The organism is Deinococcus misasensis DSM 22328, assembly GCF_000745915.1.
GTDB lineage: Bacteria > Deinococcota > Deinococci > Deinococcales > Deinococcaceae > Deinococcus_C > Deinococcus_C misasensis.
Window position 1 is genome coordinate 55,406 of the sequence record NZ_JQKG01000013.1, and the last position, 23,215, is coordinate 78,620.

Consider the following 23,215-nt stretch of genomic DNA (forward strand, 5'->3'; position numbering starts at 1 on the left):
GATCCTCTGGATGGTGAAGATGGGGTCATTTCAGAAGATCAATCGCATTTTTCATCTCTCTGGAAAGCACAAAGGTTTCCCCAAAAGAGATGGTGTTTTTGGGTTTTTGCATCACACGAACGGCATGTGTTCTGGGCTTGAGGTCTTTGCAAAAAATGCCATATCCAAAGGTGGAGTGGTTTCCACTGGGAATGAATGTGATGGTCACCTTGTCATCTGGTTTTTGGCACTGGACAGGAAGGGCGATTTTCTGCCATTTGCTGGTGTTCCTCAATGAAATGGAAAAACCTGTTCCATCCGGGAAATCAATGTTGATGCTCTGGGCCACCTCCTGATTTTTGGAAGGGGTTTCCAGAATGTAAACATGCAGAACAGTGTTCAAGGGGAGTGGTATTGGGGATTCAAGCAGCATGGGTCTCCTCGTCATTCTTTGCAAATCGGGTTTTCCAGAGAGGCCGAGGTCCTGAGAACATTTGGACGCTCAGATCCCATCCATTGTACAAAACAGCAAGATTCATTCTGAATTCAAATTGTACCCAAACAAAAAACCTGCCTTTGCAGGCAGGAAAAGGGGTCTTAAAAATCCAGAGGGTCCAGCAACAAAGGCACTTCACTGGTGAAGGCTTCGGCGTACTTGACGCCAGCAAAGGTGCCCCAGTACATGTTGCGGGCACGCCTGCGGTCAATCACCTCTGGGGAAACCGTTTCGGAGATCTGGGGTCCGGTGAATTGGCTGGTGTGGGCCATGATGGCCTGCTCCCAGAGGTCTTGCACCCCACTGATGTCAAAGAGCACGTCGGCTTCGATGGGAAAGTTGCCCTGATACAGCAGCACTTTGCGAACCCGGTGGGGATCGCCTTGCAGCTCGGCTTTTTTCAGGCCAGCCACATGGACTGCGTCTTTGCACAACTGGTAGCTGCCCGTGTGGTCTGGATGCCGATCCAGATGGTGGGGAATGAACAGCAACTCTGGACGCAGGTCCCGCAGCGCTTGGGCCAGTTTCAGCACCTGTTCCCGTTCGGGTTTCAGGAAACCGTCTGGCAGCCCGAGGTTCCCTCGAAAGGCCAGACCCATGATGGACGCGGCGTTGCATGCTTCTTCCAGACGGCCTTCTGGAGTGCCAAGGGTGCCCATTTCTCCTCGGGAGAGTTCCAGAATGCCCACTTTTTTGGACTGTGCCAGCCGAATCAGGGTGCCTCCAGCCCCGATTTCTGCATCATCGGGGTGGGGAGCAATGCAGAGTGCGAAAAGCGGTTGAACTGTTCCGTAGACGTGTTGCATGGGTTATTTGGGGGTGTCCTTGGGGGTGCCAATGCGACGTTCGGTTCCGGATTGCAGGCGTTTGAAATTGTCCCGGTGGGTCCAGAGGATCAGCAAAGCCAACCCCGATGCGGTCACGATTTGCCAGAGCGGATCGCCATGGTAAATCAGGAGCATCACGGCAGCGATGCCGCCCATCATGCTTCCAGCAGAGACAAAACGGGTCAGGTACATGATGCCCACCGCAAGAATGGCGGTTCCCAGACCAATCAGGGGGTTCATGACCAGCAGGGTGCCAATGGAAGTGGCCACCCCTTTTCCGCCTTTGAATTTCAGGAACAAAGAGTAATTGTGCCCGAGCACAGCCAGCAGGGCGCAGGCCGCCAGGTAAAAATCGGTCAGGCCAAACTGCCGACCAATGTAAAGGGCCAAGCCACCTTTGAAGATGTCAAAGGCCAGCACCACCAGAGCAGGTCCCCATCCGATGTTCCTCTGGATGTTGGTGGCCCCAATGTTTCCCGAGCCCACTTTGGTGATGTCGATGTTGTAAAGCCGGGCAATCCACAGGCCAATCGGAATGCTTCCCAGCAGGTACGAAAGCAGCAAAACCAGAATTTCCACACGTCACCTCAAAACACAGGTCATTTCAGCACAGACATCAAGGCCACCAGCAAGGGGGCCAGCAGCAGGGCAGGCAAGAAGGAACCCACTCGCACCCGGTGGGGTGAATCAAAACTTCCGAACAGCAGATTGAAACTGATGCCGGTGATCATCAAACCCCCGGTCCCGGTGATCAGGAGCACCGATGGATCGGTGGCCGGGTTGGGAAGGGAACTGGCCAGTCCGCCTGCTGCCAGACTGAGAATGCCCTGCACAATCAAAACGACAATAGCAGAGAAGCCCACCCCGATGCCATAGACGCCGGTCAAAGCCACCGCAGCGATGCCGTCCAGAGTGGCTTTCAAAATCAGGGTGTTGGGGTCCAGTTGCAGACCATTCTGAAGGCTGCCAATCACGGTCATGGGACCAATGCAAAACAGCAAACTGGCGGTCACGAAGCCCTCAGTGAAGCGGCCTTTGCCTTTGAATTTCTGTTTGAGGGTTTCGCCCAGGTTGCCCAGCTTTTCCTCAAGTTGCAAAAGTTCTCCCATCACTGCACCGAGTGCAAGACAGACCAGAGCAGCAATGATTCCCGGCAGGATCCCAATTTTGAGTCCATTCAGGCTGGTGCCCATGTCGATGGCAATGTACAGGGTGGTGACCGCCAGCACCTGCATCAGGGTGTGGTTCATGCGCTCGGGAATGCGGCCTCCAAGCACCATCCCCAGAAAGGTGCCCAGCAAGACGGTGGCAACGTTGATCCAGGTGCCGCTGGTTTTGAGGAAAAAGTCCATATTGCAACACTATAACGCGTGTTTGTGCAGGTTTTGCGAGGGTGGACCGGTTTGGATCGCCCTGAACTTGTGCATGTTGTAACAAACCATTTACTTTCTGCTGACATTCGTGGTTATAATCAGGACAGATGCTGCTGATGGGTCCCATTTTTCACGACTCACCGTCACTCCAATTCGAAGTGACCTGGAATCAAGACCGCCTTGTGCGGTCTTGTTTTTTTGGTGGCATTGGGAGGTTCGCATGACTTTAAACGACCAGTTGCGTCATCTTCCGAAATTCTTGACCGTGCGCGAGGTGGCCGATTTCACCTTCTGCCATGACCGCACCGTCAGACGCTGGATCCGCTCTGGGGCCCTTGGGGCTCTGGAAACCGGGGAGGGTTTGAGGATTCCCAGACGGGAATTGAGAAGGTTCCTTGGCTTGCAAAAAGCCAGCTGACGCAACCGTCGTTGTTCTGGAAGGGGGCCTGTTACTCGGGTTGTACCTGAATCCGGGCAGGCCCTCTGTATTCGCAAGTGTTTTTGTCCCGGGACAAATCCAGTAAACTGTGTTTTCAGGAGGACACCTGTGGACGCCACTTTGATTTTTGGAATCATCACCGCAATTGTTGTGGTCGGGTTTTTCGTGGGTCTCCCACTGTTCGTGCTGAACTCCCAGTACGAAGAACCCCTGCGCGGCGACGATTACTGAAGTTGCCGATTTTTCAAAGGACAGCGGCCCCAGTCTGCTGTCCTTTTCACTTGGTCTGCATTCAAGCAAGCCTTATACTTTCAGCTCAGTGATGACCACCTTTGCTGCCCACTTCCCTGAGTTGACCCTGTTGGACCGTGACCTTTCGGCTTTGCTGCAAACCGACCTCTCGCCAGAGGAGGCCAGCCAGAAGGCGGTGCAGTGCTGGCAATCTGGACTCGCCGAACGCACGGTGTCTTTCTGCGAGCGTTCAGAAGGACAGATGGAGCTTTTGAAGGCCATCGCCCTCAACCGTCTGGGGCAACCTGAAGCGGCCTTGCAGGTTTTGCAAAAGCAAGCAGGTGCACTGGCTCTGGTGCATCAGGGCAGCAGTTTGTGGCAGATGGGACACCTTCAGGATGCTCTGGACCAGACCACCAGAGGTCTGGAACTGGCCCGCAAGGAACGCAGTGGCACAGCCATCATCAGTGGGGTGTGCATCCTTGGAGAGGTGCTGCTGGATCTGGACCAGCACAAGCAAGCGGTGCTGACCCTCGCAGAAGCCTTCAAAGTGGCAGAAATGATGGGTCAGGAGGCCGATCCTTACGCTCTGGCGATCACCGCAGAAGCCCACGTGCGCTGGGGCAACCCCAGAAAAGCCCTTGCCACCATTGAAAAGGTGTTTTCCAGAACCCGCCCTTTTGAGCTGGCCCACATGCGGGCACAGGTGTCCCGTTCCAAAATCGAACCAGAAGCCCTTCAAGAGGCCAGAGCGGTGGCGCAAGCTCTGGGTTGGGGCTTCTGGCAAAAGCGATTAAGTTAACTCAAAGAATCCGCTGCATCAAGCGGTGCGGGTGGCAAGTTGCTGCAGCAAGGCCAGAATCTGGCTGGCCACCTGCTGGTCTTGTGCTCTGGACAAGACCTGGCCCATCAGGTGCAAGCCTTCTCTGGCCTCCTGATCGGCGATGTTCTGGGCATGCTGGATGCACCCCGAGTCTTGCAGCCACTGCAAAATCTGCGCGATGTCCTCGGGGCTTTTCTGTTCTCTGGGCAAAGACATCACTTTCAAAAAGAAACTTTTCTGCTCTGCAGAGGCCTGCCCGAGCCATTGCAGCAAGACCAGTGTGCGTTTGCCTTCCAGCAGGTCTCCTGCAATTTCCTTGCCATAGTCTTTGATGTCTCCGATCAGATTCAGAACATCGTCCCGGATCTGGAAAGCTGCGCCCAGTTTCAGACCTGCCGCTTCAATCTCTGGATCAGGGGTCAGGCCGGCGGCCAACATCCCGAGTCTGAAGGGTGCAACCACCGTGTAGTAGGCGGTCTTCAGGTGAACCATCGCCAGATAATCCTGCTCTGAAAGGTCCCAGGTGCCATTGACGACCCAGCTCAGGTCCACATGCTGGCCTTCTGCGGTGCGGTGGATGGTCTGGATGAACTCCTCAAAGGCCCCTGCTACACCTGCTGCATGCACCACCTGCCACATGTAGACGTGCAGGGCGTCTCCGGCATTGAGCGCCAGAGGCACACCATGCAAGCGGTGCAGGGCGGGTTTGCCCCGGCGGTCTTCGGATTCGTCTTCAATGTCGTCGTGAATCAGCACCCAGTTCTGGAAAAGCTCCAGAGCGGCAGCCAGAGGCAGGGCTTTGTCAAAAGTGCCCCCAAAAGCCTGTGCAGCCATCAAAAGCAACTGGCTGCGCAGCATTTTTCCACCCCTCTGGGGGTAGTCGCGCATCAGGTCGTACAGATGCTGGATTTCAGGCCGACTGTGGGTTCTGGGCAAAGTCTGGTCGATGTACTCGGCAATGAGGTTGCGCACCCGAGTATTTTAGACCAAATGGAAACGCAGACTGTACGCAGTGCAAAGCACCCTGTCACAATCCGGTAAGGCCCCACACACTATCCTGAAAAAAAGCAGGACCTCTGGAGGAAAAACATGCGCAAACCGGCCAGTCTGTTGATGATGTGTCTTCTGGGCCTGATGTCCTGTTCAGGTGCCGGGACCTCTGGAGGAAAACTCAATTTCACCCTCACCACCGATCCTGCCGTGTTGACCCTGGAGCAAGGCAATGCTGCTGCTGTGAACATCTATGTCCAGCGAACAGGTGGGGATTTTCCTGTACAGGTTTCTGTGGCAGATTTGCCCTCTGGCGTGACTGCGGATCCCATCACTCTGGCAGCCGGAGTCACCCAGAGCACCCTCACGTTTTCTGCATCTCCCACTGCTGCAACAGGTAAGACCCTGGCCACCATCAAAGGCACAGCAGAGGGTGCCCGCAATGAAATTGACTTTGAACTGACTGTGCAAGGTTCAACTCCGGTCAATGCAGACCTCAAAGCCTTTCCCACAGCCGAGGGTTTTGGTGCAAAAGCCACAGGCGGACGGGGCGGAAAAGTCCTTTACGTGACCAACCTGAATGCCTCTGGGCCGGGTTCCTTGCAATCCGCTCTGGACGAACCGGGCAAGCGAACCATCGTTTTCAAGGTCAGTGGCCTGATCAACACCGTGGCTTACCTGAGGCATGGTGATGTCACCATCGGAGGACAGACCTCGCCGGGGGGCATCACTTTGCGGGGCCTCCGCATTGAAAACGACGAGTCCATCTGTGAGCAGGACGGTTGCCCCCTCCCGAGCTTCACCCCCAGCAATTTTGTGGTGCAGTTTTTGCGCCTCAGGCCCGCAGGATTCACCGATGATGGGTTGCGCTTTCATCGGGCCAAGAATGGCATTGTGGATCACCTGTCCATTGGCAACGCCGAAGACGAATCGGTTCAGGTGTCTTTCACCAGCGATGTGACCATCCAGAATTCCATCATTGCAGAAACGGTTGGAGGCCACGCCGAATACGGTGGAATGCTTTTGAATTATTCTGATCCCACTCGGGATTTCCCGCTGACCAGATTGTCCATCCACCACAACAACTTCAACCGCATCATGGGTCGCCTGCCAGAGATGAGCCGCGAAAACAACAGTGCCAGAGGCAGCACCATGGAAATCGAGGTCTCCAACAACCTCTACACCGATCCTTACGCTGCAATGTGGCTTTCCAACACCAGTCTGACCCAACCAGACGGCAATGGTTACGCCACCGATCCGGTTTACACCCACGCCAATTTTGTGGGCAATCTGATGGTGTATCCAGACAGGGCAGGATTGAAGTTCGGCATGCTTTCTCTGGACGCTGCCTATTCCCCCGATGAAGGTTACCTCCCAGAGGACACCAAAACCCGGATTTTCATGCAGGACAACCACATCAATTTGTTTTCTGCTGTGCAGGACTACCAGTTGATTTATTGCTGCAATGATTTTGATCAGGCGGTCAAAGACATGGCCATGCCTTATGCAGCCACCAAACCCACATGGTCTCAGGAGGCCAGACATCCTTTCCCGAGCATCACCTACACACCCTCAAGCCAGCTTGCAGATCACATCTTCAAGAATGTAGGGGTGTTTCCCAGAGATCCCATGGACACCCGTTTGCTGGGTGCTGTCAAAACAGGGATCATCGATTCCACCCCACAAAGGCAAAATCCAGCCAACGACGCTTTGCTGCTGCCTGCAGTGTTGCCCCCTGCCCCTCAGGACACCGACAACGACGGCATGCCCGATGCCTGGGAGACCGCCAACGGTCTGAATCCCAAAGCACCGGACAACAACGGCACAACCCTTTCCAAAGCCAAACTGGGCATGGAAGGTTACACCAACTTGGAAGTGTACTTGCACGAACTCATGCAAGACAGGCTGGCGGGCAAATGATTTTCAAGGTGCAGCAACAGCAACCTGAAGGGGTTTGATGTTCAGCACAATGCCACTGGGATCGGTCACCGTTCCCTCTGGCAAAACATCGGTGAACAGCTCGTAAGACCGCAGCCCGAGGCCCTCAGGATGGGCAGGCACCCCCTGCCCATTCCAACTGTTGACGGCGACATGGTGGTGGTAATGGTCGTAACTCATGAATTGTGCGCCCGGATAGTCTGCAATGTGCTCCATTTGCAGGGTGTTCAGGTAGTAACGGGCAGCCTCTGGAACATTGGAGGCATGCAGGTGGATGTGTCCCATGATGGTGCCCTCAGGCAACAGCTTAAAAGGCTCTGCTTTTGCTGCTTGCAGGACCCCCTCCACATCCATTCTGGCGGTGGTCATTTCAATCTGGCCGTTTTTTCCCCACTCGGCTTCCGGGCGGTCACGGTAAATTTCGATGCCGTTGCCTTCAGGGTCGGCCATGTACAGGGCTTCTGAAACATGGTGGTCCGAGGCCCCCTGCACAGGAATCCGCTTCTCTGCGATGTGTTGAATGAATTGCCCGAGGTCCGCTCTCGAGGGCAGCAACACGGCAAAGTGGTACAGACCGGCCCCTCGGGTTCGCTGGGCGTTGGGGGTGTGGTGCAAAGTGACCAGAGGCAAACCTGCTGCCCCAAGGGTCACGGCATTTCCCTGCTCATCCAGTTGCTGCATTCCAAGGGTGCTCTGGTAGAACTCCAGTTGCTTTTTCAGGTCTTTCACGTTCAGGTGAACCGTGCCGATGCGTCTCATGGGTTCATTGTAGGCTTTTCGCTATAAAAAATCTAGTGGTATATAGATTAAAGCTTGGATCTGAAGGTGATGTTTCGTGTTGTCTGGAATTGAGGTTCACAGCAGACAGTTCACAGCGAGACAAACCCTTCAAAACGCACTTGCAAGGTCAAACAGGTTCAGGCATGTGCTCTGGTTGCTTGATGCACCCATACCATCCCCTTGACCCTTTTTATTCCGTGCAACACCATGCTCTCGGCTCTCGGCTCTCGGCTCTCGGCTCTCGGCTCTCGGCTTCAGGGCGACGCACGCGTAGCCCCTACAACGCCCCCCTGCCCCATATGGCCTACGCCACAACCCGCATGTTTCCCACCACCCAAGCCCTTAAAATGCTCTCTGGTGAATTGAACATGTAACCCCCTGCCTGCCACCACAAAGCCCCGAGTTGCCCCGATCCATGGGCAAGGACTTTTTTGTGTCGCAGGAGGACAGCACCATGTACACCAAATACCCCAGAACCCCCCACCTTCCGTGGTCCCAGAAGGCCGATGCAGACGATGTGATCCTGACGGACACCCACATCTGGAACGGTCAGGAAGTGGTGATCACCGAAAAACTGGACGGAGAGAACACCAGCCTGTATCAGAATTACCTGCATGCCAGAAGCGTGGACAACCGTTACCACCCCTCCAGAGACTGGATCAAGGCTTACCACGGTCAGATTCGGTATCTGATTCCTGATGGCTACAGGTTGTGTGGCGAAAACATGTATGCCCGCCATTCCATCGGTTACGACAGTCTGGAATCTTACTTTTACCTTTTTTCTGTCTGGGATGACCATAACACCGCACTCAGCTGGGATGAAACCTTAACGTGGGCGGCTCTGGTGAATGCCCCCACCCCCAGGGTGCTTTACCGTGGCCTCTGGGATGAGAAGGCCGTCCAGAGCCTTTCCATTGACACCTCCACCACCGAAGGGTATGTGGTCCGGCCCACTGCCGGTTTTCCGTACAGTGAGTTTGGCCAGAGGGTTGCAAAATGGGTGAGGGCCAACCATGTGCAAACCAGTGAGCACTGGATGCATCAGGCCGTGGTGCCCAATGGCCTAAGGAAACCATGAGCAGCTTTCATGTCAAACAGGTGCAGCACCTTGCCAGCCTTGTGCTGGAAGGTCAGGAGGTGGCTTACCCAGAGTGGAAGGTGGCCCTGTCTCCTTTTCTGGACTGGTACCCCCAGTTGGAAGTCACCCCTCAGGACCCTGAGTGGCACGCAGAGGGGAGCGTGGACATCCACACCGCTCTGGTGTTGCAAGAACTCAGCAAGATTTTGCAGGAGGGTGATTTTACCCCTTACGAACGCCTGACCCTGACGTTTGCGGCTTTGCTGCACGACATTGGCAAGGCCAACACCACCCGTTTTCGAGAGGGAAGGATGGTGTCGCCGGGTCATGCGGTGGTCGGTCGGGATTACCTTTCCCTCAGGCTCCTCTCGGCAGGGTTTTCTGCTGAACTGGTGCGCAGGGTGATTGCTCTGGTGGGACACCACCACGACCCCAAGCATTTCGTGGTCAAGAATGCACCAGAGCGGATGTACCGCCGGTTGGCCCGCACCACCGAGCTTCCCTTGCTTTACTTCTTGGAACAGGCGGACATCCGGGGCAGGTGGGCGAGTGACCTCGAAGACCAGCTCCAATGGCTGGACCTCTTCAAGCTCCAGTGCGAAGAATACGGTTTGTGGGATGAGGACCCCCATCAGGCATGGCTTGAACCCATCCGGGATCAGGAAGCTTATGTCCAGCAAAGCGCCATTCTGGATTACGAGGAAGGCCGGATTTTCTCCCCAGAGGAGGCCATCTCAAGGTCTTACCTGTGGCGCAACCGTCCTTCAGAATTGACAGTCTTGTGTGGCCTCAGTGGCTCTGGAAAAAGCACATGGATCAAAGAGAACCATCCAGACACGCAAGTCATCAGCATGGACGATCTGCGCGAGGACCTCTCGGGTGACAGGGGAGACCAGAGCATCAACGGTCAGGTGTGGCAGCAGGCCAGAGAAGACCTCAAAAAAGCCCTGCGTGAAGGTCGGAAAGTCATCTGGGATGCCACCAACATCCGCAAACTGTCCCGTGAAAGGCTGGTCAACCTCGGGTTGGATTACCATGCCCATGTGAAAATGGTGGTGTTTCAGGTTGCTCCAGAGGAGGCCATCAAAAGAAACCGTCTGCGGGAACATGCCGTTCCAGCAGGGGTGATTGCTTCACAGGTGCAGGGGTTTCAGTTTCCAGAGCTTTTCGAGGCCCACGAGGTGCAGTACATCGATTGAGCACATGGATCAGCAGAGTCAGTGCACCCTTTCCAGACCCCATCCGACCACAGGAAGGCATGCAGCGTAATGGGCCAGTTCGGCTTTCATGAGTTGCATGCCCAGCAGGTTCCCAAGGGTGTTGTGTTTTTCCTGAACCTGCACGGCCTGCAATGGCCACGGTTCATGGTGAATGTCACAGCGGTAAATCCGGCCTTGCTTGTCTGCACTGTACAGGCAGTACCTTTCGGTGAGCCAGTGGTCCAGAGAGCCTTTTGCAGCTCTGGGCAGAGGAGAAAGGGGTTTGTAAAAGGCTTCAAAATCCCCTGCGGTTGCCCCTGTGTGGGTGCGTGTGCTCAGGTACCTTGTGCGGCCATTTTGAATTTCCCAGCGCATCCGGGCATCAAAGTAAGGCAAATGAAACCCCATCCGGGCACCCCGAACCGCCAGAGGGCTCTGGGCATCCAGCGAGAAAAAGAACACGCCGGGTTTGCCTTCTGCTGAAACGTAAGTGCGCAGGTTGAGTTCCAGAAAGTCAGAAACAGAGGGCACAGAAAACACACCTCTGGGCCGGGTTTTCTTCATCTGGAAAGGGACCACGCTCAGCCATGCAAAGCCATGGTGGGTTTCGAGGGTCAGGCCCTCTGGAATGTGGGGAGCCAGCACTTCCGGGTCAATGGGATAATGCAGGAACAGCAAATTGTGCCACTCCATGTACAGCAACCATGGCCCAGAGGGCAGGGGCCACGGACGGTGGGACGTGTGGTTCAAGAAATCCATGGAACCTCCAGAGTTCATCAACCCAGAAATCGGGATTTCCATTCCGGGCGTGGAAGCATGCAATGGTCTTGTTTGCCAAACCACCTGTAGCGGTTGCGGGCAATCCAGTCGTAGACAGCATCCCGGATGGGTCGGGGCACCACCACAAATAGACCGAGTAAAGACAGAGGGAATTTCAGGTGTTTGGCGATGCGCAGGGCGGCTTCACTTTGGACGTAAATCCTGTCCTGTTCAATGAGAACCACCGATTCTGGAAGGTTTGCGCCCTTCCAGTGTTGTGCAATCAGGCTCTGGCCCACTTCGCTTTGCAGCGAGGCGAAATGCAGTTTTTGGGTGCGTTCATTGAGTAGAATGAATTGAACCGAATTGTTGCATAAGTTGCAAACGCCATCAAACAGCACAATCGGCTCTGGTTGCATGGCTCACTATAACATCCAAAAAAGCGCCCCCCGTGAGGAGGGCAGGAGGTTGGTGTTAAAGCGTACAAGGTTGGATGTGCATGCTTCAGGTGATGAAGCCCCTGTATGGTACTCCTGAGTTCCGAGGCGGTAAATGCAAAATCTTAATATTTGGGTTAGAATAGGTTAAAATGTTCTTGAACAAGGAGTGAAGTATGCAAGAAAATAACAAGCTTGACGCAGTAGACCTTAAGATCTTACAGGCCCTTACTGAGAATGCTCGCATGACTTTCACTGACCTCTCCAAGCGCATTGGACTTTCCCTGCCTGCCACCATTGAACGGGTGCGCCGTCTGGAAGACTCGGGTTGCATCGAGGGGTACTCGGTCAAGATCAATCCCAAATTCCTCGGGCTCAACCTTCAGGCCCTGATCCGTTTCCGCTCCAACAACGAACGCTGGCAAAAAGTCACCGAAATCCTCAAAGACTACCCAGAGGTGATGGAATGCATGGTGGTCACTGGATCCGACAGCCACATGATCAAAGTGGCTGTCTCCAGTGCCGAACACCTTGAAAAACTGCTGTCTGCCCTGAGCATGTACGGCATGGTCAACACCAGCATGATCCTCTCCAGCCCCATTGACCGGCCTGTGCTGGCTGTGGCACCCAAGCGCCCGTAAGTTCAGCCCAAAGAATTCAGTGGTGTGCCAGATCCAGATCTCTTTTGAGGTCTGGAATCTGGTTTTTGAAATCCTGCCTGCCCAGACGAACCAGCAGCTCCACCAGATGCTCATCGGTTCCGGTGGCCCCTGCAATCATCTCCAGGTGGTTTCTCAGGTAGCTTTCGGTGATCAGGGCGCTGAAAGTCTGACCAAAGCGCACCATCGCGCCTTGCAGCTCATATACGCGCTCTGGGGGGAGGGAGGCTCTGGCTTTTTCCATCGCCTTTTCGGACACAAATCCCCAGGCACTGATCATCATGGGATTGTGCACCCCCCGAACCACATGCACCAGACCCACAAAGGTCATCCAGTCCCAGAAGTGGTCGTCGATGGGGCCGTAGCACACCCTTTGCCACCACTGGCGCAGGGTCACTTCACGCTGTGCCCGTTCATTTTCGGTGAAAATTTGTCGGGTCTGGTGGTGTTGGTAAAGCATGTCGTAAAACTGGGTCACCAGAGCATCAGACAGGCCCAGAAACATCTGGCGGTACTGTTGCAGCACCCTGGCATCCTGAGGGGTGAATCGGGTTTCGGGGGGCATCTGTTCAAGAATGGCTTCACGTAAGTTTTGCAGTTCTTCACTGGTGGTCATGATGGACATGGTTTTTCCTCGCAAGGACCATGCTAAGAAAATCAGCTTTGTGCACAAATGTGCAAATGTCCTGAATTGTCAAAAAAATGTTACAGTCGTCATGTTCCTGTAAAAGTTTCAGGGAAAAGCCTGATCCAAAAAAACACCCCGAGCAACCTCGGGGTGTTGAGTAAGCGGTAAAAATCAACGCTTGGAGAACTGGGGAGCGCGGCGGGCCTTTTTGAGACCGGCTTTTTTGCGCTCGACTTCACGGGCATCGCGGGTCAAGAGGCCTTTGGGCTTGAGGGCGCTGCGGAAGTCAGGGTTGGCCTGAATCAGGGCGCGGGCAATGCCCAGTTTGATGGCATCGGCCTGACCGCTGGGGCCACCACCGGTGACGGTGATGTAGGCATCGTAACGGCCCAAAGTTCCGGTTTCGCGGAAGCCTTGCAGGGCGTAGATGGCTTTCACCAGACCACGGAAGTATTGTTGGAAGTCTTTGCCGTTGACAACGATTTTGCCTTCGCCAGGGCGCAGGAACACGCGGGCGACGGAGGCTTTACGACGACCAGTACCGTAGAACTGTTCCATTATTTGATCTCCAGTTTTTCAGGTTGCTGGGCAGCATGGGGATGCTCAGCGCCAGCGTAGACTTTCAGACGGGTGTGAATGCGGCGGCCCAAACGTCCTTTGGGCAGCATGCCGAACACAGCATGCTCAATCACGCGCTCAGGGTGTTTGGCCAGAGCCACACGAGCGGTTTCCGTCTTCAGGCCACCTTGGTAACCGGTGTAACGGGTGTAGACTTTCTTGTCCAGCTTGCCGCCGGTGAGGTTCACTTTGCCAGCGTTGATCACGACAACAAAGTCACCGCACAGTTCGTTGGGGGTGAAAGTGGGCTTGTTTTTACCACGAAGGATGCTGGCCACTTGGGTGGCAAGACGGCCGAGGGTTTGACCTTCAGCGTCAATCAGGACCCATTTTGCATCATGGTTTTCAGGCACGTAGGTTTTGAACATCGCTCAACTCCAAAGAAGGGGTTTAGCGTTTTGGCTCTTGACGTCGTTGCCTCGGGGAAAGCTCGGTCATTCGCCCCGGTGCCATACTCCGGGAGTTTTGATGCTACCACACACAAAACACTAGCGAGAAGTTTACCACATCTGGCAGATTCTGATCAAGACTTGTGTTTGGTGTTTTCTCAGTTGCCAAGGGTTTGTTGGACAAAAGCTGTGATTGCAGAGAGGATTTTTTGCTCTGCCACATCTCTGGAAACCGTGGGCAGCCCATCCCCTTGTTGCGGGCCATACCTGCCAAAAAAAGCATGCACAGACCCTTCAATCACCACTTTTTGAGTGGACGGCGGAAGCAGTTTGAGGCTGTTGTCGATGTCAGACATGCTGGCAAGACCGTCCTTTTCCGCTGCCAGAGTGAGCACAGGCAGCTTTTGTCTGCTCAAGTCTTTGCCATTGGGAGGATATGCTGCCATCAAGATCAATCCTGAAGCTTTGCCGGGATGGTCGGCCAGAAAACTGGAAACCATGGCCCCACCTAAAGAGTGCCCCCCCATCAACACCGGAACCTCTGGTTTGATGGCGTCCAGCAGTTTTTCGGCGCGGTTCTGGTCGGTAACGGCAAGGTCAAAAGGAAACATGGGAATGATGGTTCGAATGCCCAGAGGACTCAAGGCCACCCCCAGCCATTCATAGGCTTGTGGCCGCACCAGTCCCCCCGGATAGAAGATCAGCAGGCTTTTGACTTCGGTTTTGGGCTGGATGTCAATGTAACCTCCCAGATCTTTGTTGAAGGTGGAGGTGTACGTTTGAGGTGCCACTGCTGAGACCACAGCATCCTGTTGCAACAACAAGGGAGGACGTTGCAAAGTGGGAATCAAGTAACCCACGGCCAAACCAAGCAGCACCCACAAAATCCATGCAAACCGACGAAAAATCTTCATGTTGCACTCAGTTTAAGTTAAAACGCCCGCCCATGTGTTGTCCAGCGTGCATTTGAGAGCAGTCAGCCAGATGTGGAACTTCTCACCCAGTGCATGCATCAAAAGGGATACTGGAAGCAGCACCTTTCAGGTCTGGAGTCTGACAAGGAGCATTTATACCTGCCTTCCTGTGCTAAAACTCTGGTGTTCCCTGTGTGACCACACCACAGGAAATGAAAGCCACACTTCACATTGATGGTTCCGGATGATCCCCACCCAGCGAGGATGGAAAGTGACTGCATCAACAACCCCCCCTGCCCACAAACCTGCCAGAGTCAAACCCACCCGCATTCAGGCCATTGACATTTTCAGAGGCCTGTCCATTCTGGAAGTGGTCAGCCACCACGTGCTGGGTTTCTCCATCCGATACGCTGTTCAGGGCAGTGACCTTCATGCCTGGCTGATTTTCCTCAACCGCAGTTTGCATTTTGCTGTGCCTGCTTTCTTGTTCATGACAGCTGTGGTTTTCACACAGGCTGCAGTGCTGAAACCCTTCAATGTCAAACGCTTTTATTGGGGACGCTTTAAGAAAAGCCTGATGCCTTATGTGATCTGGACATTGCTTTATGGAACCTACAAGATTGCAGTGTTCGGCGGAGATTTTCTCGACTGGGAAAAATGGCTGTTCTGGTTGCAGTATGGGAAAGGCTATTATCACCTGTACTTTCTGTTGATCGCCTTGCAGTTTTATGTGCTGTTTCCGCTTTTCGTGCCCCTCTGGAAACGCAAGCAGCGCCACTTCTGGCGTGTTGTGGTGATCAGTTTTGCCTTGCAATTGGGCATGTATTTCCTCAACAAAGAAACCTCCATTGTCGATTTCCGTTACCCAGCCACCATGGTCTGGTGGTACATGCCTGCACTGGCCCTCGGAATGTATTTTGGAAGCCGTTACAAAGAATTTGAATGGGCATGGCGCAATTACCGACTGTACATCTTCATCGCAGCAGCCATGGGGTACGCATTCTATGTTCCTCTCGCTTTCGATGCCATGATCAAACTTCCAGTCAACAATTACCAGTACAACATTGCCTACTGGGTGTTCACCACCAGCTTTGCCCTGATGCTCTTTGGACTGGCCCACAGCTTTGCCAGAGGCCCCCAGTGGTTCAAAGGCCCCCTGAGCTTTCTGGGCAAACACAGTTTGCAGATTTACCTCATCCACCCGGCTCTGTTGGACGGTTTCAAGGCTCTGGGCTATCCAGCGTCCCCTTTCCTTTTTGTGCTGACCATGTTGGCATATATTGTGATTGCCTTGCTTGTGCCTCTGGGCATCGCTTATGGCATCCGCAACACCAAATTGTCCCTCTGGCTTTTTGGGCGTTGATCGGCGACCCCACAGGGCCTGTCCAGAGGGAAGGGTCACTTGAAGCATCGTGATGTCTTGAAGGATTCGTTTTTGCATTCGTGCTACATTTGAGCTGGTATTTATGATCATCACCGCCATTGTTGTCGCAGCCCTCAGCTACCTGATCGGCAGTTTGCCGCTCGGCTACTGGCTGATCAAGAAAAACGGTTACCATCCCCGCGAGGTGTCTGCCCACAACCTCGGGATTGAGAACGTCATGCGCCTGCTGGGTCCCGGTCCAGCCCTCCTCTCTGGACTGTCCGATGTGTTCAAGGTGTTCATTGCCATCAGTCTGGCAGTGCCCACCGGACAGACTGAAATTGCTGTGCTGGCAGGTTTTGCGGCTTACATGGGGCACCTGTTCCCCCCCAAGCAGTTTTTTCCTGATGTGCCCCCCAGAGGCCGGGGAAATCTGGCTTTGCTGGGTGTGCTGGCTGGATGGAGTGCCGCCCATGCCTTCCCAGAACTGCTGATTTACCTGACGGTGGCGGTTTTCGCAGGTCTATTGGCATACACCCGTTTCGTGGTGGTGGCCACCCTGTCTGCCCTCGGATTCTTGGCCCTGATGGTGACCCTGTTCACTTCCATTCAGGGAGAGTACAAGTTCCTCCTCTGGATCATGCTGGGTGTGGCTGTGTGGCGTTTGAAAGAACAACTCGGGCGCATCATGGACCGCACCGAACCCAGATTGGGCGAAAAAATTCCCATGCGGGGCAAAAACCCCAACGAACGGGTGGCGGCATTCATGATTCACGCCCTGACCCCCGAGGACATGTTCCAGACCGAGCGCATCAAATGGCTGAAACCTTACGTGGATCGGGGTCTGATTCCCATCAAATGGGTGGTCTGGGCTGCCGAGCAACTGCGTCCTGTCAAAGTGGATGAGTTGCGCGGCATCAAAACCTCTGAGGGCATCGATGTCCGCATGTACCTGATCACCTGCCCAGTTTTGCCAGAGTTCTTCAGAGACAAACCCGAAATGGCTGTGCAGCGTGCCATTCAGGGTGCAAGGCTCGCCCACGAACTGGGGGCCAGCGTGTTTGGCCTCGGGGCTTTCTGGAGCACCGTGGGCAACAAAGGGCTGGAGGTGCAAGAAGCCGTTCCAGAGATTCACATCACCAACGGAGGGGCTTACACTGCTGGAACCGTGAAAAACGCCATTCCCGGCATCCTCAAACACTTTGCAGAACAAGGACGCAATCTCAAAGAAGTGACCGCTGGCGTGGTGGGTGCCAATGGTGTGGTGGCTTTCGGGATTGCACGGACCATCAGTCCACAGGTGGGCAAAGTGATCTTGCTGGGCCGCGACATGGAGCGTCTGGAACGCAGCATGAAAACCCTTGCCAAGGCCAACCCCAGCACCGAATTCACAGCCACTCTGGACTATGCCTCCCTCAAAACCTGTGACATCATCTTCACGGCCACCAGCGATCCCGATCCGGTGATTTTCCCCGAGCATGTCAAAGAAAACACCTGGATTTTTGACGAAGGCCGCCCCGCCGATGTGGATGAAAGCGTCAAGCAGATTCCCGGCGTGCGCGTGATTCCCGGGGGTGTGGTGGTTCCTCCAGGCAGCATGACCGGCAACGTCAACCTGCACTTTGGAAAAGGGGCAGTCCCTGCCTGCCTTGCCGAAACCCTGATCATCGCTGCCACCGAATCCTACGACCGCAAGAGCCTCGGGCAGCAAACCCTCAGTGAAAACATCAACTTCTTTGTTCAAGAAGCCGAAAGGCTGGGTTTCCTCACCGTCGAGGAATGACCGCAAAGAATAAGCCAAAAGGCCCAGAGCGTTCACCGTCACGCCCCTTCAGGGGGCGTTTTTCTATAATGGAAATAGAGTGTGCAAAATCACCCAAAACGGTTCCTTTGTTCAGCATCAAGGCCGTCTTTCACACTGCCCACCCACACCAAGGAGAACGCCCCATGCGTAAATTGCTGTTGTGCATCACCCTGAGCCTCGCGGGCTGGGCTGCCGCAAACACCCAGAAATGCGATGACGCTTTTGCAAGTTCAGACTTTGTCACGGCTTACAAGGAATGTTTGCCGCTGGCCCGGCAGGGGGATGGTTATGCTCAGGCGATCATCGGCTACCTTTACGATTTTGGGGTTGGAGGCTTGCCACAGGATTACACGCAAGCAGCAACCTGGTACCAGCTGGCTGTCCAGCAGAATGTGGCTCTGGCATTCAACAACCTTGGCGAGCTGTACCAGTATGGTCTCGGGGTTCCCCAGAGCGATCAGAAAGCCTTTGAACTGTTCCAGAAATCCAGTGCACAGGGAAACCGCAAAGGCCAGTACCTGACTGGAACTTTTTATGAACTGGGCAAAGTCACCCAACGCAACTACAACAAAGCAGTGGAACTCTACCAGAAGTCTGCCAATCAGGGGTATCCACAGGCCCAGAATGCCCTCGGGTACATGTATGAAAACGGTTATGGGGTCAAGCGGGATGTCCAGCAGGCTCTGAACTGGTACCGCAAAGCTGCAGATCAGGGGCACGCTCCTGCGCAGTACAACGTGGGATATGTGTACAGCTACCTGCTGGATCCCCCCAATTACCCCGAGGCTTTCAAATGGATTCAGAAAGCTGCAGCGCAGGGACAGGTGGATGCTCTGGTCGAACTGGGTTACATGTACCAGAACGGTCTGGGTGTGACCCAGGATGCCCGTCAGGCCATCCAGTGGTACAACCTGGCCATTGATAAGGACAACGCCAGAGCCTACAACAATTTGGGCCTGATGTACCGTGATGGAGAAGGCGTCCAACAAGATCACAAACAGGCTTTGCAACTGTTCCAGAAAGCCACGGATCTGGGCAGTTTTTATGGTCCTTACAACCTTGCCTACATGTACTATTACGGTCTGGGGACTGCTCAGGATTACAGCAAAGCTTTTCAATACTTTGGTCAAGCTGCTGCAAAAAACTACGATGAGGCCCAGAACTACATGGGCATCCTGTACCAATTTGGCAGAGGGGTCAAACAGGACCATGCACAGGCCATCGGTTGGTACCAGAAAGCAGCAGACCAGAACAACAAATATGCCCTGTACAACCTGGCGTTCTATTACGTCTCTGGAACGGTAGTCAAGCAAGATTACGCCAAAGCTGCTGAATATTACAGGCGTTCTGCAGAAGCAGGTTATGGTGCCGCGGCCGCAGAACTGGGCATCATGTATTTGAATGGAGAAGGGGTACCGCAAGACGACAAAAAAGCCCTTGCCCTCTTTCAGCAGGCTGCAGAAGCTGGAGATCCCAAAGGACAGAACAACCTCGGGTACATGTACGACGCTGGTCTGGGAGGAATCAAGCAGGATTACCAGAAGGCTGCTTACTGGTACGAGCAGGCCGCCAACCAGAATTACCTGCTCAGCATCTCCAACCTTGGCTTGATGTATGAAAATGGCTCGGGTGTCCCCGAGGATCCCAGCAAGGCTTTCGATCTTTACATGAAAGCGGCAGAACAGGATGATGCGTGGTCCCAGTACCGGGTGGGCTACCTGTACTTCAAAGGCAAAGGGGTCACCAAAGACCTCAAGAAAGCCGAGGAATGGTTGCGAAAAGCGGTTGCTCAAGGCAGCAAAGAAGCCCAGAGCACCCTGGATTTGTTGCTTGTGGATGCTGCTCCGCCCAGCAATCCCAACACCAACACCCCCAACACCACAGTCACCACCTCGACCCCTCCGGCCAACCAGATTCAACTGGAAATTCTGGACCCCAAACCGGGCGCAGTGGTCGCCGAAAACTGGGTGTTCCTGAAGGTTCGCACCAGCAAACCCGTCCCCAATCTGGAATTTCGCATCACGGTGAACGGAAAGCCCATCGGCACCAATTCCAGAGCCATTGGGATCACCGCAGCCACCGATTATGAACTGGCGGTTCCTCTGGATGCCGATGCCAAAACCGTGAACATCGAGATCCTGGCTTATCAGGGAGGCACCTTGCTGGGTCAGAACAAACTCACGGTGGCCCACGGCAAAGACAACAAAAACCAGTTCACTCCGCAAGGCAATTTGTACATTCTGGCAGTGGGCATCGACGAGTACAAATATGTCTCCAAGGACCGGTTCCTCAAATATTCGGTCAAAGACGCCACCGACATCGTGGGTGAACTGAAAAAACAGCAGGGCATTGTTTACAACAACGTGTATGACTTTTCCCTGTTCAACAGTCAAGCCACCTGGGAAAACATTCAGGCGGCCATGATCCGGGTGCAAAAACTGGCCAAACCCGAGGACACCGTGATCGCATTTTTCTCTGGACACGGTGAACAGATGGACGGGCGTTACTACGTGATCACCTACGACACCGACCCCCAGTACCTGCGCAGGACAGGCCTGATGCAAGATGAACTCACCGAGTTTTATGCCGGGTTGCAGGCCAACACCATCGTCATTCTGGACACTTGCCGGGCCGGAGGCATCAACGGTGTGCGTGCCATTTCCAACCCCAAAATGGACGGACTGGTGCGGGCTCTGGAAACCACCAGCAATGCCAATCCCACCCCACCCAACGTCAAGAAAGTGATTTTCGCAGCCACGGGCGGAGACTCTTATGCCTACGAAGACACCTCATGGGGCAACGGGGCATTCACCAAGGCCTTCCTTGAAGCCCTCAGGGGCGAGAAAACCGTTCAGAACAGTCAAGGCCTGATCAGCATTCTGAGGCTCGGGGCCTACCTTGGAGAAAGGGTGCCTCAACTCACCGGAGGGAAGCAGATTCCGAACATTCAACTTTCCAGCAGCGATTGGGTGATTGCAGACCCAGAGTGAACTTCTCACGGCAAACCCAAAAATCCCGGTCTTGGCCGGGATTTCACTTTTGATGGAAGATGGGATTTCAGAGCCTACGGGCTGTTTTCTGGGATTCCAGACGCACATCCACCACATGCTTGATTTTGCCGTCTTCCAGAACCACCACTTTCTGGGCCAGCAGTTCGGCCTCGATGTGGTCGTGGGTCACCAGCAAAATGGTCTGTCCGGTTTCCTGCCAGATGGTTTTCAGTTCTTCGCCCAGAGCATTGCGGGTGTGCGGATCGAGCGCAGAGAAAGGCTCGTCAAGCAGCAGCAAGTCGGGTTTCATGATCAGGGCACGGGCCAGAGCCACACGCTGTTTCTGGCCTCCAGACAGTTCGTGGATGCGGCGGTTTTCGTAGCCTTTCAGGCCCACCAGATCCAGAGCCGCTCTGGCTTTTTCTTCACGCTCAAAACGGGAAGCCCCTTGCATCTCCAGACCAAAAGTCACGTTCTGCAAAGCTGTGCGCCATGGGAACAGGCCGGGATCTTGCTGCACCATGATGATTCGGGTTCCGGGTGCAAATTCCAGTGTTCCAGCAGTGGGCTTGTAGTTCTCAGAAAGCAGGTTCAGCAGGGTGCTTTTCCCGCTTCCCGAGGGACCCACCACACTCAGGAATTCCCCTTTTTGCACTTGCAGGTCCAGAGGCCCAACGGTGCTCTGGGGGTTGTACGAGTACTCTACGCCAGTCAGTTTGATGATGGTGCTCATTGACGCACCTCCAGACCATAACGGGTGCGGGTGCTGTTTTCAAAGCGCCTGAGCACCTGATCGAAAAGTCCACCGACGATGCCGACCATCAGGATGGTGGCGATCACCAGAGCCATGTTGCTGATGTTTCTGCCGGTTTCCAGAACCTGTCCCAGACCAGGGTTGGAGGTGAGCAGCTCTGCACCAATCAAGGCACGCCAACTGAAGCTCCAGGCGGTTCTGAGTCCTGTGATCAAGTTGGGAACTGCTGCAGGAAGCAGGACGTGGGTGTAAAGCTTCAAGCCTTTGGCCCCAAGGTTCTTGCCTGCTGTCACCACGGCAGGGTTCACATTCAACAGGGCACTGGAGACCGCAAGCGCGATGGGCAGGGTGCCTTCCAGAATCACCACAAAGAGCACGGCCCGTTCATTCAAGCCAAACCACAGGATGGCCAGAGGCACAAAGGCAATGGAGGGGATGCTCTGGATGGCGGTCAACCATGTGCCGACCGTGTCCCGCAAAGTGCGATTTGCACTGAGCAGCACACCCAGCACCACGCCAATGCCAATGGCAATCACATATCCCAAAAGCACCCGCCTGAGGCTGCCCAGAACCGCATGGATCAACTGTCCATCGTTGGGGTTCTCACTGGGAACAAAACCATAGCGGAGTTCTTCCCAGACCAGTTGAGGGGTGGGCATCACATATGGAGGCCACAATTTCAGCACGCTGGTCAGCAGGTACCAGAGCCCCAACAGAAAGGCCACGCCGACAATTTGCCACACCCATAAGGGTGTGGCACGTTTTGGACTTTGGGTCAGGCTGCGTTGCACTCACTTCACCTCATTCAGGTAACTGGTGTTGATCAGGGCGTTCCAGTCAGGCAGGGTGCGGATGAATCCTGCTTCTTTGTTCAGGTCTGCATACTCTTTGAGGGCATCCAGATCGTAATTCACGGTGATTTCGGTGCGTTTGAGGGCACGCTGCAACACCCGAGGGTCCACTTTTTCTTTGGTCAACTCAAGCAGCTTGTTGGAAATGGAGGTTTGCGCTGCAGGTCCGTTCTTCTGAATGAAGTTCACCGCTTTGAGGTGGCCTTTCAGGAAGGCTTTGACCAGTTCGGGGTTCTCTTTGGCAAATTTGGTGTTCACAATGACCAGCGTGGTGGGGTAATCGCCATTGCGCCAGACGGTTTTTTCATTGCCAATCAGCACACCACCACGGGTTTCCAGCAAAGCACCCCAGGGCTCGGGAACCAGAGCCGCATCCAGTTGCTTGGACACAAAAGCTGCAGCAACATCGGCAGGGGCCAGAGGCTGAATGGTGACTTTTCCGGTCAGGCCTTGCTCCTTGAGGATGTGCCGGAGGCTGATGTCCTGGGTGTTTCCGAGGGTGGGAACCGCCACTTTTTTGCCCGCCAGGTCTTTGTAGCTCTGGATGCCTGATCCCTTGCGGGCAACCAGCACGGCTCCAGCGTTGGAAGCCCCTGCGATGATTTGCACAGGTAGACCGCGCACGGCACCGTTGATGGTAGGGCCGGGGCCAATGTAACCGATGTCGATTTCACCCGCAGCAAAGGCTTCGTTGAGGGCGGTTCCAGCAATGAATTCCTTGGCAGTCAGTTTGACGTTGCCCAGTTCTTTTTGAAAGTAGCCTTTTTCAAGCCCCACCAGAGCTGCTGCATGGGTCAGGTTGGGAAAAAATCCCAGTCGGACGGTGGTGGCTTTTTGGGCCTGTGCTGCACCCATCAAAAGCAGCGTTGTGAACAGAAGTTTTTTCATGTGGGGCC

25 protein-coding genes are annotated in these 23,215 nt (G+C 54.5%); 10 read left to right on the forward strand and 15 right to left on the reverse strand.

Translation table 11 applies throughout. The annotated features are described in order from the left end of the window. Positions 1-25 precede the first annotated feature (25 nt). The 4 genes from Q371_RS10215 to Q371_RS10230 form a co-directional block, all read right to left on the reverse strand. The gene (locus tag Q371_RS10215; protein ID WP_157442635.1) at positions 26-382 is read right to left on the reverse strand and encodes a hypothetical protein; all 357 of its coding nucleotides are present in this window, start codon (positions 380-382) and stop codon (positions 26-28) included. A gap of 194 nt (positions 383-576) precedes the next feature. After that, positions 577-1,281: a bacillithiol biosynthesis deacetylase BshB1 gene (gene bshB1, locus Q371_RS10220; protein WP_034339836.1), complete on the reverse strand. Its 705-nt coding sequence runs from the start codon at positions 1,279-1,281 to the stop codon at positions 577-579. A gap of 3 nt (positions 1,282-1,284) precedes the next feature. Beyond that, positions 1,285-1,881, reverse strand: a complete 597-nt coding sequence (gene plsY, locus Q371_RS10225; protein ID WP_034339838.1) for a glycerol-3-phosphate 1-O-acyltransferase PlsY — start codon at positions 1,879-1,881, stop codon at positions 1,285-1,287. Positions 1,882-1,901: 20 nt separating this feature from the next. Then, positions 1,902-2,654: a DUF554 domain-containing protein gene (locus tag Q371_RS10230; RefSeq protein ID WP_034339841.1), complete on the reverse strand. Its 753-nt coding sequence runs from the start codon at positions 2,652-2,654 to the stop codon at positions 1,902-1,904. A 241-nt stretch (positions 2,655-2,895) separates the two neighbouring features. On the opposite strand from Q371_RS10230, the gene Q371_RS10235 reads away from it, so the two are divergent. From Q371_RS10235 to Q371_RS10240, 3 genes are all read left to right on the forward strand, one after another. After that, the gene (locus Q371_RS10235; RefSeq protein WP_034339844.1) at positions 2,896-3,093 is read left to right on the forward strand and encodes a helix-turn-helix domain-containing protein; all 198 of its coding nucleotides are present in this window, start codon (positions 2,896-2,898) and stop codon (positions 3,091-3,093) included. A 129-nt stretch (positions 3,094-3,222) separates the two neighbouring features. Continuing rightward, positions 3,223-3,345, forward strand: coding sequence for a hypothetical protein (locus tag Q371_RS28065; protein ID WP_281174299.1), 123 nt, complete (start codon positions 3,223-3,225; stop codon positions 3,343-3,345). 91 nt (positions 3,346-3,436) lie between these two features. Further along, the gene (locus Q371_RS10240) at positions 3,437-4,147 is read left to right on the forward strand and encodes a tetratricopeptide repeat protein (protein WP_034339847.1); all 711 of its coding nucleotides are present in this window, start codon (positions 3,437-3,439) and stop codon (positions 4,145-4,147) included. A gap of 18 nt (positions 4,148-4,165) precedes the next feature. Here Q371_RS10240 and Q371_RS10245 read toward each other — a convergent pair whose 3' ends face one another. After that, on the reverse strand, positions 4,166-5,140 hold the full coding sequence (locus Q371_RS10245; protein ID WP_051964023.1) for a polyprenyl synthetase family protein: 975 nt from the start codon (positions 5,138-5,140) through the stop codon (positions 4,166-4,168). 117 nt (positions 5,141-5,257) lie between these two features. Between Q371_RS10245 and Q371_RS10250 the strand changes: the two genes are divergently transcribed. Further along, entirely contained in the window at positions 5,258-7,078 is a 1,821-nt protein-coding gene (locus Q371_RS10250) for a polysaccharide lyase domain-containing protein (protein ID WP_034339850.1), read from the forward strand. 3 nt (positions 7,079-7,081) lie between these two features. On the opposite strand, the gene Q371_RS10255 is transcribed toward Q371_RS10250, so the two are convergent. Next, entirely contained in the window at positions 7,082-7,855 is a 774-nt protein-coding gene (locus tag Q371_RS10255) for a VOC family protein (protein WP_034339853.1), read from the reverse strand. 475 nt (positions 7,856-8,330) lie between these two features. Here Q371_RS10255 and Q371_RS10260 point away from each other — a divergent pair, with 475 nt between their 5' ends. Both Q371_RS10260 and Q371_RS10265 read left to right on the forward strand, forming a co-directional pair. Then, on the forward strand, positions 8,331-8,954 hold the full coding sequence (locus tag Q371_RS10260) for an RNA ligase family protein (protein ID WP_034339856.1): 624 nt from the start codon (positions 8,331-8,333) through the stop codon (positions 8,952-8,954). Next, the gene (locus Q371_RS10265; RefSeq protein ID WP_084571374.1) at positions 8,951-10,153 is read left to right on the forward strand and encodes an AAA family ATPase; all 1,203 of its coding nucleotides are present in this window, start codon (positions 8,951-8,953) and stop codon (positions 10,151-10,153) included. The genes Q371_RS10260 and Q371_RS10265 overlap by 4 nt, the downstream gene beginning before the upstream one ends. Positions 10,154-10,171: 18 nt before the next feature. Here the strand turns inward: Q371_RS10265 and Q371_RS10270 are convergent, their stop codons facing one another. Beyond that, complete coding sequence (locus Q371_RS10270) at positions 10,172-10,912, reverse strand: YqjF family protein (RefSeq protein ID WP_034339995.1); 741 nt, start codon at positions 10,910-10,912, stop codon at positions 10,172-10,174. A 17-nt stretch (positions 10,913-10,929) separates the two neighbouring features. Then, the gene (locus Q371_RS10275) at positions 10,930-11,331 is read right to left on the reverse strand and encodes a thiol-disulfide oxidoreductase DCC family protein (protein ID WP_034339859.1); all 402 of its coding nucleotides are present in this window, start codon (positions 11,329-11,331) and stop codon (positions 10,930-10,932) included. A gap of 194 nt (positions 11,332-11,525) precedes the next feature. Between Q371_RS10275 and Q371_RS10280 the strand changes: the two genes are divergently transcribed. Then, complete coding sequence (locus Q371_RS10280) at positions 11,526-11,990, forward strand: Lrp/AsnC family transcriptional regulator (RefSeq protein ID WP_034339862.1); 465 nt, start codon at positions 11,526-11,528, stop codon at positions 11,988-11,990. A 16-nt stretch (positions 11,991-12,006) separates the two neighbouring features. Here Q371_RS10280 and Q371_RS10285 read toward each other — a convergent pair whose 3' ends face one another. From Q371_RS10285 to Q371_RS10300, 4 genes are all read right to left on the reverse strand, one after another. Further along, complete coding sequence (locus Q371_RS10285) at positions 12,007-12,633, reverse strand: protoglobin domain-containing protein (protein WP_051964035.1); 627 nt, start codon at positions 12,631-12,633, stop codon at positions 12,007-12,009. 174 nt (positions 12,634-12,807) lie between these two features. Further along, a complete protein-coding gene (rpsI, locus tag Q371_RS10290) occupies positions 12,808-13,194 on the reverse strand; it encodes a 30S ribosomal protein S9 (RefSeq protein ID WP_034339865.1) in 387 nt (128 codons plus the stop codon). Next, on the reverse strand, positions 13,194-13,622 hold the full coding sequence (rplM, locus tag Q371_RS10295; RefSeq protein WP_034339867.1) for a 50S ribosomal protein L13: 429 nt from the start codon (positions 13,620-13,622) through the stop codon (positions 13,194-13,196). The genes rpsI and rplM overlap by 1 nt, the downstream gene beginning before the upstream one ends. 179 nt (positions 13,623-13,801) lie before the next feature. Continuing rightward, complete coding sequence (locus Q371_RS10300; protein ID WP_034339868.1) at positions 13,802-14,557, reverse strand: alpha/beta hydrolase; 756 nt, start codon at positions 14,555-14,557, stop codon at positions 13,802-13,804. A 271-nt stretch (positions 14,558-14,828) separates the two neighbouring features. Here Q371_RS10300 and Q371_RS10305 point away from each other — a divergent pair, with 271 nt between their 5' ends. From Q371_RS10305 to Q371_RS25595, 3 genes are all read left to right on the forward strand, one after another. Beyond that, a complete protein-coding gene (locus tag Q371_RS10305) occupies positions 14,829-15,920 on the forward strand; it encodes an acyltransferase (RefSeq protein ID WP_034340001.1) in 1,092 nt (363 codons plus the stop codon). A 103-nt stretch (positions 15,921-16,023) separates the two neighbouring features. Next, on the forward strand, positions 16,024-17,703 hold the full coding sequence (locus Q371_RS10310; protein WP_034339870.1) for a glycerol-3-phosphate acyltransferase: 1,680 nt from the start codon (positions 16,024-16,026) through the stop codon (positions 17,701-17,703). A gap of 164 nt (positions 17,704-17,867) precedes the next feature. Then, positions 17,868-20,714, forward strand: a complete 2,847-nt coding sequence (locus Q371_RS25595; protein ID WP_169743827.1) for a caspase family protein — start codon at positions 17,868-17,870, stop codon at positions 20,712-20,714. Positions 20,715-20,781: 67 nt separating this feature from the next. On the opposite strand, the gene Q371_RS10320 is transcribed toward Q371_RS25595, so the two are convergent. Genes Q371_RS10320 through Q371_RS10330 form a run of 3 tightly spaced genes read right to left on the reverse strand, consistent with a single transcriptional unit; the run spans position 20,782 to position 23,207 of the window. After that, the gene (locus Q371_RS10320; protein WP_051964047.1) at positions 20,782-21,447 is read right to left on the reverse strand and encodes an ABC transporter ATP-binding protein; all 666 of its coding nucleotides are present in this window, start codon (positions 21,445-21,447) and stop codon (positions 20,782-20,784) included. After that, a complete protein-coding gene (locus tag Q371_RS10325; protein ID WP_051964049.1) occupies positions 21,444-22,259 on the reverse strand; it encodes an ABC transporter permease in 816 nt (271 codons plus the stop codon). Before Q371_RS10325 ends, Q371_RS10320 begins: the two co-directional genes overlap by 4 nt. Then, complete coding sequence (locus Q371_RS10330; protein ID WP_034339872.1) at positions 22,260-23,207, reverse strand: aliphatic sulfonate ABC transporter substrate-binding protein; 948 nt, start codon at positions 23,205-23,207, stop codon at positions 22,260-22,262. Positions 23,208-23,215: the final 8 nt, after the last annotated feature.

What these genes read in the sequence shown, in the direction of transcription:
- Q371_RS10310 (WP_034339870.1), top strand. Translation starts at nt 16,024, where the DNA reads ATGATCATCACCGCCATTGTTGTCGCAGCCCTCAGCTACCTGATCGGC.
- Q371_RS25595 (WP_169743827.1), top strand. Translation starts at nt 17,868, where the DNA reads ATGCGTAAATTGCTGTTGTGCATCACCCTGAGCCTCGCGGGCTGGGCT.
- Q371_RS10285 (WP_051964035.1), bottom strand. Translation starts at nt 12,633, where the DNA reads ATGTCCATCATGACCACCAGTGAAGAACTGCAAAACTTACGTGAAGCC.
- Q371_RS10280 (WP_034339862.1), top strand. Translation starts at nt 11,526, where the DNA reads ATGCAAGAAAATAACAAGCTTGACGCAGTAGACCTTAAGATCTTACAG.
- Q371_RS10330 (WP_034339872.1), bottom strand. Translation starts at nt 23,207, where the DNA reads ATGAAAAAACTTCTGTTCACAACGCTGCTTTTGATGGGTGCAGCACAG.
- rpsI (WP_034339865.1), bottom strand. Translation starts at nt 13,194, where the DNA reads ATGGAACAGTTCTACGGTACTGGTCGTCGTAAAGCCTCCGTCGCCCGC.
- Q371_RS10255 (WP_034339853.1), bottom strand. Translation starts at nt 7,855, where the DNA reads ATGAGACGCATCGGCACGGTTCACCTGAACGTGAAAGACCTGAAAAAG.
- Q371_RS10265 (WP_084571374.1), top strand. Translation starts at nt 8,951, where the DNA reads ATGAGCAGCTTTCATGTCAAACAGGTGCAGCACCTTGCCAGCCTTGTG.
- Q371_RS10300 (WP_034339868.1), bottom strand. Translation starts at nt 14,557, where the DNA reads ATGAAGATTTTTCGTCGGTTTGCATGGATTTTGTGGGTGCTGCTTGGT.
- Q371_RS10230 (WP_034339841.1), bottom strand. Translation starts at nt 2,654, where the DNA reads ATGGACTTTTTCCTCAAAACCAGCGGCACCTGGATCAACGTTGCCACC.
- Q371_RS10275 (WP_034339859.1), bottom strand. Translation starts at nt 11,331, where the DNA reads ATGCAACCAGAGCCGATTGTGCTGTTTGATGGCGTTTGCAACTTATGC.
- rplM (WP_034339867.1), bottom strand. Translation starts at nt 13,622, where the DNA reads ATGTTCAAAACCTACGTGCCTGAAAACCATGATGCAAAATGGGTCCTG.
- Q371_RS10240 (WP_034339847.1), top strand. Translation starts at nt 3,437, where the DNA reads ATGACCACCTTTGCTGCCCACTTCCCTGAGTTGACCCTGTTGGACCGT.
- Q371_RS10260 (WP_034339856.1), top strand. Translation starts at nt 8,331, where the DNA reads ATGTACACCAAATACCCCAGAACCCCCCACCTTCCGTGGTCCCAGAAG.
- bshB1 (WP_034339836.1), bottom strand. Translation starts at nt 1,281, where the DNA reads ATGCAACACGTCTACGGAACAGTTCAACCGCTTTTCGCACTCTGCATT.
- Q371_RS10320 (WP_051964047.1), bottom strand. Translation starts at nt 21,447, where the DNA reads ATGAGCACCATCATCAAACTGACTGGCGTAGAGTACTCGTACAACCCC.
- Q371_RS10270 (WP_034339995.1), bottom strand. Translation starts at nt 10,912, where the DNA reads ATGGATTTCTTGAACCACACGTCCCACCGTCCGTGGCCCCTGCCCTCT.
- Q371_RS10235 (WP_034339844.1), top strand. Translation starts at nt 2,896, where the DNA reads ATGACTTTAAACGACCAGTTGCGTCATCTTCCGAAATTCTTGACCGTG.
- Q371_RS10250 (WP_034339850.1), top strand. Translation starts at nt 5,258, where the DNA reads ATGCGCAAACCGGCCAGTCTGTTGATGATGTGTCTTCTGGGCCTGATG.